The sequence below is a fragment of the Gammaproteobacteria bacterium genome, from assembly GCA_037388465.1.
In the GTDB taxonomy this organism is placed as follows: domain Bacteria; phylum Pseudomonadota; class Gammaproteobacteria; order SpSt-1174; family SpSt-1174; genus JARRKE01.
Window position 1 is genome coordinate 1 of record JARRKE010000071.1, and the last position, 11,469, is coordinate 11,469.

General features: G+C 59.0%; 11 protein-coding genes. 8 read left to right on the top strand and 3 right to left on the bottom strand.

The features are described from left to right. The 5 genes from P8Y64_11630 to P8Y64_11650 form a co-directional block, all read left to right on the top strand. Positions 1-567 (top strand): hypothetical protein (locus tag P8Y64_11630; protein MEJ2061115.1); only part of this gene is annotated, 567 nt, incomplete at its 5' end. Positions 568-956: 389 nt separating this feature from the next. Continuing rightward, positions 957-1,391 carry a hypothetical protein gene (locus P8Y64_11635; GenBank protein MEJ2061116.1) on the top strand — a complete coding sequence of 145 codons (435 nt, stop codon included), beginning with the start codon at positions 957-959 and terminating at the stop codon, positions 1,389-1,391. A 67-nt stretch (positions 1,392-1,458) separates the two neighbouring features. After that, entirely contained in the window at positions 1,459-4,293 is a 2,835-nt protein-coding gene (locus P8Y64_11640; protein MEJ2061117.1) for an EAL domain-containing protein, read from the top strand. A 16-nt stretch (positions 4,294-4,309) separates the two neighbouring features. Beyond that, complete coding sequence (locus tag P8Y64_11645) at positions 4,310-4,924, top strand: hypothetical protein (protein ID MEJ2061118.1); 615 nt, start codon at positions 4,310-4,312, stop codon at positions 4,922-4,924. Positions 4,925-5,283: 359 nt separating this feature from the next. Beyond that, positions 5,284-5,847, top strand: a complete 564-nt coding sequence (locus P8Y64_11650; GenBank protein ID MEJ2061119.1) for a YqhA family protein — start codon at positions 5,284-5,286, stop codon at positions 5,845-5,847. A 76-nt stretch (positions 5,848-5,923) separates the two neighbouring features. On the opposite strand, the gene P8Y64_11655 is transcribed toward P8Y64_11650, so the two are convergent. After that, positions 5,924-6,697, bottom strand: coding sequence for an ABC transporter permease (locus tag P8Y64_11655; protein MEJ2061120.1), 774 nt, complete (start codon positions 6,695-6,697; stop codon positions 5,924-5,926). A gap of 1 nt (position 6,698) precedes the next feature. Continuing rightward, positions 6,699-7,646: an ABC transporter ATP-binding protein gene (locus P8Y64_11660; protein MEJ2061121.1), complete on the bottom strand. Its 948-nt coding sequence runs from the start codon at positions 7,644-7,646 to the stop codon at positions 6,699-6,701. A 256-nt stretch (positions 7,647-7,902) separates the two neighbouring features. Between P8Y64_11660 and P8Y64_11665 the strand changes: the two genes are divergently transcribed. Together P8Y64_11665 and P8Y64_11670 are read left to right on the top strand one after the other, a co-directional pair. After that, positions 7,903-9,291, top strand: coding sequence for a leucyl aminopeptidase family protein (locus P8Y64_11665; GenBank protein ID MEJ2061122.1), 1,389 nt, complete (start codon positions 7,903-7,905; stop codon positions 9,289-9,291). A 196-nt stretch (positions 9,292-9,487) separates the two neighbouring features. Next, a complete protein-coding gene (locus P8Y64_11670; protein MEJ2061123.1) occupies positions 9,488-10,297 on the top strand; it encodes a M48 family metallopeptidase in 810 nt (269 codons plus the stop codon). Between the two features lie 25 nt (positions 10,298-10,322). On the opposite strand, the gene P8Y64_11675 is transcribed toward P8Y64_11670, so the two are convergent. Continuing rightward, positions 10,323-10,904: a DJ-1/PfpI family protein gene (locus P8Y64_11675; protein ID MEJ2061124.1), complete on the bottom strand. Its 582-nt coding sequence runs from the start codon at positions 10,902-10,904 to the stop codon at positions 10,323-10,325. A gap of 181 nt (positions 10,905-11,085) precedes the next feature. On the opposite strand from P8Y64_11675, the gene P8Y64_11680 reads away from it, so the two are divergent. Next, the gene (locus P8Y64_11680) at positions 11,086-11,301 is read left to right on the top strand and encodes a LapA family protein (GenBank protein ID MEJ2061125.1); all 216 of its coding nucleotides are present in this window, start codon (positions 11,086-11,088) and stop codon (positions 11,299-11,301) included. The last annotated feature ends 168 nt before the right edge of the window (positions 11,302-11,469 follow it).

Consider the following 11,469-nt stretch of genomic DNA (forward strand, 5'->3'; position numbering starts at 1 on the left):
ATGAAACTGAAAATTACCGTCCTGCTCTTTTTCGTACTATCCATTTCAGGCTGCGCAAGCCTCACCCCAGCCGAAACGCAAGTGGCCGTACAGGAACTTGTCACACAAGTCCAGGTGGCGGTGGACAGAATCGCCCAGAACAGAGAAATCTCCTCAACACTGCCTCCTCTGAAAAGCGCAGAGCTGACGCTTTCATCCAGGGCCGAGCGTGATACAAATGGAAAGGTCTCTCTATTCCTGTCTGCAGGCGGTGGTAAAAAGCAAACCGATGCAAACTCAATTACCCTGGTTCTTGTACCAAATAAACTATCCAGCAAAGCCCTTACAAAGGAGCCCGGACAGGACATCGCAGATGCTGTCGTTGCGGCTGTCTCGGCGCTAAAAGGAGTCCAGGGGTTGACTCTGAAGTCCTTGACCGTCGTCGCATCATTGGAAATCGTCAAGAATGTCCAAGGTGGGTTTGATATCGAACTTTCTGGTGTTTCAGTTGAGGGCGGGATAAAGAAAGTTATTACTTCAGGAAATTCTCTCAAGCTCGTTTTTGAACGAACAGACAAAGTATCATAAGAGAAGTAAATGCCTATCGTCATAGGTAATTGGAAAAACTTTGACCAAAATTGCTGGAGCGGTTACGTCAACACACAGCACTCGCTCATTTTTTGTCCAATTGAACGACCATCATTAATTTATTCCTCCAAAGCTCAAATATTGTACAGCCGCAAATCGGGCCGGGGCGGCCGCCGGTCGCCTATGACCATCCAATTACCCTGCAGATCATGGCAGGTCAGCTAGACTACGGATAAGGGCATCCAGGGGCCTGCCCACGTGGAATCCACTCCCGTCTCCACGTCCACAATAAAGAAACACACAACCCAGAAGCTCTCGACTACGTACGGGAAGTACAGGAAGGACACGCAGAGGATGATGCGATTAGGGCCGGACTAGTGAGCAGGGACATGGAAGAACATCACCCACCCGAAAACGATGCACCGGCGACCGATACGGCCGCCGTGTCCGACGGCACCTTCTGGCTTGGTGACGACGGCATCGTGCGCGCCATCGTCCCGCCCGGCGCCGAAGACACGCTGGCAAAGGCCAAAGACTCTCTCAAGAGGATCGCCAAGGCCGGCAGAGGAATACCCCGGCCAGTGCTGGTAGACATTCGCTGGATTAAATCCGCCACACTGGAGGCACGCCGCTTCTGGGGCAGCGATGCCCTGAAGGGTGTGGTGACCGCCACCGCCTTGCTTGTCGCCTCGCCGGTGAGCCGGGTAATGGGTAACTTTTATATCGGCATCAACCGCATGCGCGTACCCACGCGTATGTTCACCGACGAGCCCGAGGCCCTGGAATGGCTGAAAGGTTTTCTGAAACCAGACAGACCGGCATAACTGCAATGGAGCGCATACGTATCACAGTCCCTGACGACCGCATTTCTCGGGGCAGAGACGGTATTCAATGAACACCCGTCGACAGCAACAGGCCGATCCGCGTATCTCGCAGATCCTGGATGCGATCTACCGGATCGCCTTCGGCGAACTCGACGCGCGTACCAAACCGACAGACGCAGGCGATGAGCTAGACGCCATCATGACCGGCCTCAATATGCTCGCCGAAGAGCTCGATGCCCGCGTCAATGATCTCAGCCGGCTCAACGAGGAACTCAGGGCATCCGAAGAGCGCTTCGAGGCGATATACAATACCGCCGTAGCCGGCATCACCACGGTGCACGTATCGGACAGGCGTCTCCGGATGGTCAACGACGTCTTCTGCAGGATGGTCGGTTATTCGCGCGAAGAGTTGATCGGCCGGCGGTTCGACATGCTGCACGAACCGGCCAATTTACCGTACGTGATCGAATCCTTCAGCGATGCCAGCACCAAAACAACCAGCGTGGCCGCGGATATTCCTGTACGGCGCAAGGACGGCAGCAACTTCATTGCCGAGATCGGCAGCGCCCGCCTGATGCTTGGCGGAGAGCTTTATCTGGTATCCATTTTCCATGACGTTACCGAACGTGCGTACATGGCCGATGAACTCGCACGGCTTTATCAGCAGCACCATGCGGTCACGGAGAGCATTTCCGACATCCTGTACCGGGTCGACCTCAACGGCAAGCTGGTATGGTGGAACACTGCGCTACACAAAGCGAGCGGCCGTCTGGCGAATGAACTGCGGAACCTGGCGGCCGCCGAACTGCTTGCCGAATCCGACCGCCCCTCCATCGCGCGCATGATCGCCAACGTGATAGGCAACGGTTATGCAGAAGCCGAGGTGCATCTTCTGACACCTGATGGACCCGCGCTGTACCACTTCAATGGCGTGGCCATCAAGAACCATACCGGACAGACTGTCGGCGTGGCCGGTGTCGGACGTGATGTCACCGAGCATCGCAGGAACGAGGTCCAGCTCCAACAGGCCAACCGCGCGCTGGGCGCACTCAACGCCAGCGACGAGATACTCGGCAGCGCGGTCAGCGAGGAGGACCTGGTCGCCGGCACCTGCAGAAACATCGCTGAGATCGGGGACTATCCCTTTGTATGGGTCGGCTATGTCCAGGACAAACCCAATGACCCGTTACGGCATTTCGCCTCCGCCGGCCAATGTTCGTGCACCCCGGAGAGCTGCGGTCTGGTGAGCGGCGCGGATGAAACCGGGCAGACGCCGACCGGCATCGCCATACGCACCGGTGAGATATACACCGTCCAGAACGTGGATGATTTCAAAGCCGCCCCCGAGTGGGTCGCACACGTTAGAGAACACGGGTTCCATTCGATGATCGCGCTCCCGCTGCTGTCACAGGGGTGGGTGTTCGGGGTGCTGTCGGTGTATGCCGGGGAAACGGATGCCTTTGACGAACAGGAAATCGGACTGCTCACGGATCTCGCCCGTTCCCTGACCCGCGGCATCGAATTCAAGCGCGCGCAGAAAAGGGAGAAGCAGATCGAGGAGCAGATCGAGCACATGGCGTTTCATGACAGCCTGACCGGCCTGCCCAACCGGGCCATGATGCTGCAAATGCTTGAACGCGACCTCGCCACTGCGCGCCGCCACAACGGCCAGGTCGCCATCATGTTCATGGACCTGGACGACTTCAAGCTGGTCAACGACACCCTGGGGCACGAGGCGGGCGATAAGCTCCTGCGCCAGGTCGCCGGTCGCTTCCGCGAGATCGTCCGCACCAGCGACTTCGTGGCCAGGCAGGGCGGCGACGAATTCGTGCTGCTGATATCGCATCACAGCAACGGGAGGCCGGCAGACGAGAATCAACTAAGCCAGGATGCCGCCATTCTCGCCCAGCGCATTCTCGAGGCACTCAAGACGCCGTTCACGATTGCCGGCCAGGATGCCTACGTCGGCGTCAGTATCGGCATCAGCCAGTACCCGCTCGACGGCACCGATATCGACGATCTCATGCGCCATGCCGATACGGCCATGTATCGCGCCAAAGAGCTGGGGAAGGGTGGGTATCAGTTTTACTCCAGGGAGTTGTCCGATCGACAGCAGCAACGCATGTCGCTGGCCAACAGCCTGCACAAGGCCATTGAAGCGGCGCAGTTCGAGCTTGTATATCAGCCGGTCGTCGAGCTGGCGCAGGGGCGCATGGTGGGCGTGGAGGCATTGCTGCGTTGGCGCAGGGAAGACGGACAGCTCACGCCACCCACCGAGTTCGTAACCATCGCTGAGGAGACCGCCCTCATTCTCCCGATTGGCGAATGGGTCCTCAAAGAGGCATGTCGCCAGATCAGTGCCTGGCAGGACGCTGGCATGAAGCTGATCGTCGCGGTCAACATATCGGCAAGGCAACTGCTGCAGGAAGGCTTCGCGGACCAGGTCATGTCCGTGATCAAGGAAGCCGGTGTCGACCGGGAGTCACTGGAGTTGGAGGTGACCGAGAGCGCCATGATTCTGGACCCGGAGCGCATGGAGTCCGCACTGAACCAGCTCAACGCGCAAGGCATCGCCATCGCCCTGGATGACTTCGGCACGGGTTTTTCTTCACTGCACCGCCTCAAACACATGCCTTTGAGCATGCTCAAAATCGACCGTGCTTTCGTCATGGGCCTGCCCGATGACCTGGACAATGCCGCCATCGTCACCGCGACCGTTCAGCTGGCCAGAAGCCTGGGGCTCGCGTCTCTTGCTGAAGGCATCGAAACCGCCGAACAGCTCGACTACCTGAGACAGATCGGCTGTGGCTACGGGCAGGGCTACTTCTTCTCCAGGCCAGTAGATGCCGCCGAGATCGAGCGCCTTTACACGAACGAGGTTCGCTGGATTCCATCGGCCTGACCTCGGCGCGGAGCATATGAGTCGTCACGTAAACATACGCTCGATAGTCAGCGCCTGCATGCTGATTGTGTGCATTGTGGCTTTTATGCCGGTTCGCGTTTGGGCGGATTCAAAATCAGGCGATGCCGAGACAGCAAATAGACTTCCGTATATCCATCTGAGTCAGGACGGTGCCCATTTCGTCATCGGCACATCGGGCAAGGCATTCATCCCCTGGGGATTCAACTACGATCACGACGATCGCAAGCGCCTTCTTGAAAATTACTGGCTCGACGAATGGCCAACGATTGAAAAGGATTTCGAGGAGATGAAAAGCCTTGGCGCCAATGTCGTACGCATCCATTTGCAGCTGGGGAAGTTCATGTCATCTCCCGACAGGCCGAACTGGCAGGCTCTGAACCAGTTGGCGCGAGTTTTGGCACTGGCGGAGCGGACAGGGCTGCATCTGGATATCACCGGACTGGGTTGCTACATAAAGCAGGATATCCCTGAATTGATGAATTCAATCAATTCGTGGACCGTTCGCGCAGCATGGTCGACGGCTATATCGGTTTTTACTGGGGTACGACCCCGGCCGGGTACGCCCGCAGAGAAAATGATATATCGGCTGGGATCATGGCCGCATGGTTGAAATACTTCCGCAGCAAAGGGCCGAAGATCGCAGGTTCCGATTCCCGCATACAATTGCACTAGTAAAATACTTTCTCGGACATACGTATCCTCAATCCCAAAGATGCCATGCCCCTGTGTGAAGGCCCTTCAGTGGCACCGACACCAAAACCATAAATCAGCGCGTAACAGTAGCTGGCACACAAAGGGCTGTAAGCGCAAGGGCTTGATCTGCTGGCGGAAACGGTTGTAAAAGTCCGCTTTCGCGCCTGAGCTGGACATCCCATCTGGTAACCCCACCTGATTCACGGTTATCTTCCTGTGGATGCCCGCAAACGGCCGGGGTTTAAGATTTTTGAATAACTCAATGGGGAGTTGAACGTGAAAAAGCTGGAGCAGGTATTCGAGAGTTTTTTGTGGAACAGCCGCCTGGTGGTACTGGCTGCCGTCGTGGCGAGCCTGGCCGCCGCCATCGCCGTGTTTTACATGGCCACCGTGGATACCTGGTACATGCTGACCCACCTGACGCACTACGCCTCGTCCGGGCTGACCATTGAAGCGCGCATGGACCTGCGGGCGGAAACGGTCACCCACGTGGTCGAGATCATCGACGGCTACCTGCTTGCCACCGTCATGCTCATCTTCGCACTGGGCCTGTACGAGCTGTTCATCAGCAAGATCGACGCAGCGGAAAGCTCGGAACGCAGTTCCAAGGTGCTGTTCATCAGCAACCTGGACGACCTCAAGGCCCGCCTGGCCAAGGTCGTGCTGATGATCCTGATCGTCAAGTTCTTCGAGCATGCCCTGGAGATGACGCTCGACACGCCCCTGCAGATGCTTTACTTCGCCGCCGGTATCGCTCTGATCGGTTTGGCGCTGTATCTCTCGCACGCTTCGGACAGCCCGCACGGCGCCGAGGAAAAGAACGAAGCAGCAAAACACTGAAGCAGGGCAGAAGAAAAGCAAAAAGGGGGAGGCTTTTTCAAGCTTCCCCCCTTTTTATTGTCAGCCCGAGGAACGGTTACTGCCTGACGCCGTAGCCGCGCTTCAGGAACCACAGGCTGGCGGTGAACAGGCCGCCCGAAAAAGCGATCAATACCAGCAGCGAAACCCACAGTTTGATGTCGGACTGGCCGAGAATGCCGTAGCGGAAGGCATTGATCATGTACAGGATCGGGTTCGCCAGAGACACCTTCTGCCAGATTTCGGGCAGCATGTGAATGGAGTAGAACACACCGCCCAGGTAGGTGAGGGGTGTCAGCACGAAGGTCGGCACGATCGAGATGTGATCGAAGCTGTTGGCGAAAATGCCGTTGAGGAAGCCGCCCAGCGCGAACAGGCCCGAGGTGAGCATGAATACCAGGGCGATCACGAAAAAGTTGTGGATATGCAGCGGCGCGAAAAACAACGCCACGACCGACACCGCCAGTCCCACCACCAGACCGCGCGCCATGCCGCCGGTAATGAACCCGAGCAGCATCACCCAGTTGGGCATGGGGGAGACCAGCATCTCCTCGATGTGATGCTGGAACTTGGCGCCGTACACCGACGACACCACGTTGGCGTAGGAGTTGGTGATGATGGACATCATGATCAGCCCCGGCACCATGAACTCCATGTAGCTGTAGCCGTCCATCTCGCCGATGCGGTTACCGATCAGGTGCCCGAAGATCACGAAGTACAGCGCTGTGGTGATCATGGGCGGCAGCACCGTCTGCATCCAGATACGCATGAAACGCAGAACCTCGCGGATGACGATGGTCTTGTAGGCGATAAATATTTCGTTCGCGTTCATATCAGGCGTTTTCCTCGTTTTCCTTGGCGTCTTCGGGGCTATGGCCCACCAGATCGAGGAACAGTTCTTCCAGCCGGTTGGTCTTGTTGCGCATGCTGAGCACCTCGATGCCGTGACGGGTGAGGTCGGCGAACAGCTGGTTCACGCCGTCCTCACGCGCTATCTCGGCCTCGATGGTGTGCTCGTCCACCAGACGTACCGCATGTTCTGGCAGCGAGGGCAGCTCGCTCACCGGATCCTTCAGGTCCAGCACGAAGGTCTCGACGTTGAGCTTGGCCAGGATGTTCTTCATCCCGGTGTTTTCAACCAGCTCACCGTTGTCGATGATGCCGATGTTGCGGCACAGGCTTTCGGCCTCTTCCAGATAATGCGTGGTGAGGATGATCGTCGTGCCGTCATTATTGGTATCGCGCAGGAAGTCCCACATCGAGCGGCGTAGCTCGATATCCACGCCTGCCGTCGGCTCGTCCAGGATCAGCAGACGCGGGCGGTGCACCAGGGCGCGCGCGATCATCAGGCGGCGTTTCATGCCGCCGGACAGGCTGCGCGCCATGGTACGGCGCTTGTCCCACAGGCCCAGCTCCTTGAGCAGGGCGTTGGTGCGTTCGCGCGCCACCGGGCGGTCGATACCGTAGAACCCCGCCTGGTTGATGATGATCTCCTCCACCGGCTCGAAGCCGTTGAAGTTGAACTCCTGCGGGACCAGGCCGATGTAGCGCTTGACCTGCTGGATCTCTCGGTCCAGGTCCTTGCCGTATACCTGCACGGTGCCCGAGGTCTTGCGCACCAGCGAGGTGATGATGCCGATGGTGGTGGATTTGCCCGCACCGTTGGGGCCGAGCAGGGCGTAGAAGTCGCCCTCGGCGACATCCAGGCTGATGCCTTTCAGCGCCTCGACGCCGTTGTCGTAGGTTTTGCGTAAATTCCGTATTGAAAGTGCAGTAGTCATGCCGCGATCGCGGATGCGAAATGGGGACGCGATGTTAACACACGCATCCGGGTGTCCGTCGATCCGGTAGAATGATGCATTGTCGGCGCTTGCCGGCAGGCTTCCCTCGGTCATGTTGCGATCCTTGGCTCGTCACTCGATGCAGGGATGTTAGGACCTCAACTTAACTTGAGGTCAAACGAAATTTACGCCGCATACCGCTCGTTCGCGCAGGCGGTTGCGGCAGCTTCAACCCCAACCACAGGTCAGTACGCCCATGTCCACGTGCTTCGCAGAAGAAAACGCCCAGGCCGCCAGCATCCCGCTCATCCCCATGCGCAAGGCCGAGCTCGACGAATGGCTGGAAGGGCAGGAACCGCGCGTACGCAGATGGGTGGAGACCAACGACTTCCATGCCAGGGAAGGCAGCCGCAGCCTGATTCCGGATGCCGAAGGCAACCTGCAGGCCGTCCTGTTCGGCGTCACCAGGGAACCCGACCCCTGGCTGCTGGGCGGGCTGGCCGCGCGCCTGCCCAACGGCGTTTATCACCTCGAATCCGACTGGCCGGCGGAAACCGTGCGCCTGGCCGAGATCGCCTGGGGCCTGGGCAGCTACCGCTATACCCGCTACAAGGAGCCCCCCAAGCGCCCGCATGCCCAGCCACAGCTCAAGCTGAGCGGCGCCGTCGAGGACGTTCAGGCGGCCGTGGAGGCCATCTCGCTGGTGCGCAATCTCATCAATACGCCGGCGGAGGACATGATGCCCCAGCATCTGGCCGCCGAAACCGCCCAGCTGGCCGTAACCTATGGGGGACAGTTCAACGAGGTGGTCGGCGACGAGCTGCTGGCGCTGAACTACCCGGCGCTGCATGCCGTGGGCCGGGCCAGCAGCCATCCGCCCCGGCTGATCGAGCTCACCTGGGGCGACCCTGGCCATCGCCAGGTCACTCTGGTGGGGAAGGGCGTGTGTTTCGATAGCGGCGGCCTGGACATCAAACCCGCCAGCAACATGCGCATGATGAAAAAGGACATGGGCGGCTCCGCCCACGTGCTGGGCCTGGCGCGCTGGATCATGGATACCGGCCTGCCGGTACGCCTGCGCGTGCTGATCGGCGCGGCAGAGAACGCCATCGGCGCCAACGCCTTCCGCCCCGGCGACGTGCTGAAAACACGGTCCGGCAAGACCGTGGAGGTGGACAACACCGACGCCGAAGGGCGTCTGGCGATCTGCGACGCCCTGTATGCGGCGTCCGAGGACAAGATCGATCTGCTGATCGACTTTGCCACCCTGACCGGCGCCGCCCGCGTGGCGCTGGGTACCGAGGTGCCGGTGTTCTTCGCCAACGACGAGGCGCTGGCATCCGGGCTGATGCAGGCCTCGGAAGCGGTCGCCGAGCCCATCTGGCGTCTGCCGCTGCACAAGCCCTATTCGACCTATCTCAAAAGCCAAGTCGCCGATCTGGTCAATTCAGCCGCCACGCCCTTTGGCGGCGCCATCACCGCCGCCCTGTTCCTGCAGGAATTCGTGGGACACAAGATCCCCTGGGCGCATTTCGACATCATGGCGTGGAATGAGCGTCCCCGTCCGGGCCGCCCGAAGGGCGGGGAGGCCATGGGACTGCTGTCCGTTTACGAGCATATCCGACGGTTTCTGGTGGCGGATTGAGGCTCGAACGCCCCCTGTTTGCCTGAATCTCGGGCTTCGACGAATCCTCATTCAAGTACCAAAGCGCAAATAAACGGCACATAAAACCCGACCAATTGCCTTGCAACCCCCGCTTTTTCAGCCTAATTTGTAATTAGGATGTAACAAAAAGGTGGTAATGGGCATGCCCCTGAACCACCTTTGAGGGGGCGATTAGGTGGTCCGACTCCTGGTGGTCGCGGCATTTTTGCTCAGCACAAGTTCGGTTCTGGCCGATGTGCCGGTAACCGGACGCTCCCAACACATGCTCTTTTCCCGCGCCGCCGTCCAGGCCGCCGCGTCCAAGGCCTACCACCAGAAGCTCGTTCACTTCGCTTCACTTCACGAACTGGATAACGACAAGGCGACCCTCGAACGGGTACGTCGGATCAGCTCACGCCTGATCGCCCAGGCCGTCTTTCTCAAGCCCGAGGCAGCAGACTGGCCGTGGGAGGTGCACATTACTTCCGATCCGGAAGTGGCCGCCTTCAGCATGGCGGGCGGCAAACTGCTGGTAGGCACGCATTTCATCCAAGCCTATCACCTGAACGATGACGAACTCGGCGTGGTGCTGGCACACGAGATCGGGCACGTCATCGCCGAGCACGTGCGCGAACAGATTTCGATGGCGGCGGAATTCGATCCACCGCCGCCGGGACGTACGCTTAAAGTGGCCGACGTCATCAACGAAATGAATTCGGACATCGCGGTGTATCTGCAGCTGATGCCGCTGTCACGCCTGCAGGAAACGGAAGCGGACGACATCGGCGTGGAACTCGCCGCCCGATCGGGAATTCCGCCCGTCGAGATCAAACGCTTCTACGCCAAGATCACCCGCGCCGGCACGCGCCAATCCCTGTTCGATACCCACGGATCTTCACGTCAGCGTGCAGCATTCGCCAGCAGCATGGCGAATTACGCCGAGCCCGAGTACGAGGCGAGCTTAAAATCCCGTCTACCGGATTATGTTTTTGGAAGCAATTTCTGAACTGCCTTGTCTGTTCTTTTCAAAGTTAATGTTCGATCTTCGTCCCCAGCACCTTTAGAAATTCCGCCAGCCACTTCTGATGCGCAGGCCAGGCCTGGGCGGTAACCAGATTGCCATCAACAAAGGCATCCGTCACGGCGATATCCTGCCAGCTGGCGCCCGCGACTGAACATTCGGGGCCGACTGCAGGGTAACTGGTACAGGAACGGTCCTGGAGCATGTCAGCGGCGGCCATGATCTGCAGTCCGTGACAGATGGCGGCAATCGGCTTATCCGCATCGCCGAAGTGTTTGCAGATCTCCAGCACGCGCGGGTTCAGGCGCAGATATTCCGGCGCGCGGCCACCCGGCAGCACCAGGGCGTCGTAATCCTCGGGTTTCACCTTGTCGAAATCGTGGTTGAGGGCGAAATTGTGTCCGGGCTTTTCGCTGTAGGTCTGGTCGCCCTCGAAATCGTGTATGGCGGTGCGCACGGTGTCTCCGGCTTTCTTGTCGGGGCAGACGGCGTGCACGGTGTGTCCGACCACCTGCAGGGCCTGAAAGGGGACCATGATTTCGTAGTCTTCGCCGAAATCGCCGACGATCATCAGCAGTTTCTTGCCAGCCATGGTGTCCTCCTGGGGTGTTTTGTTCGTAGTGTGAAGGAAGTTATAGACCATTCCCTTGTTTTGGGACGCCATGCAGCGGGACCCGGTTCCCGGCAATCGGTCCGGGCGTGACGGATCGCGTCTGGTCTATGCTCGTAGTGGCATGGTACTTCCGGCGAAACGCGATAAGGAGGGCAGGGGAATGCATTTCAAGCTGGTATTGAGCCTGGTGCTCGCCGGGCTCGCGCTGATCTTCATTCTGCAGAATGTTGCGGTGGTCGAAATCCGTTTCCTGTTCTGGACGATTTCGATGTCGCGCGCCCTGTTCATGCTTTTCATGCTGGCCATCGGCTTCATCGTCGGCTGGATCGCGCACAGCCTGATGATGCACCGCGGAACCCGGACAGAAATCAGATAACGCCGGCTGGCCGGCGTTGCGGGAATATTGGAAGCATCGTCACCATGAAGCGACGCGAATTATTTGCGTTTGATCACGCCGAGAAGAAGGGGGGAGATCAGCTTTTCCGCCAGGAACAACCCACCGACGGTCGGCAGGCGAAAGCGGGCGGCGACGAAACCGCCGACC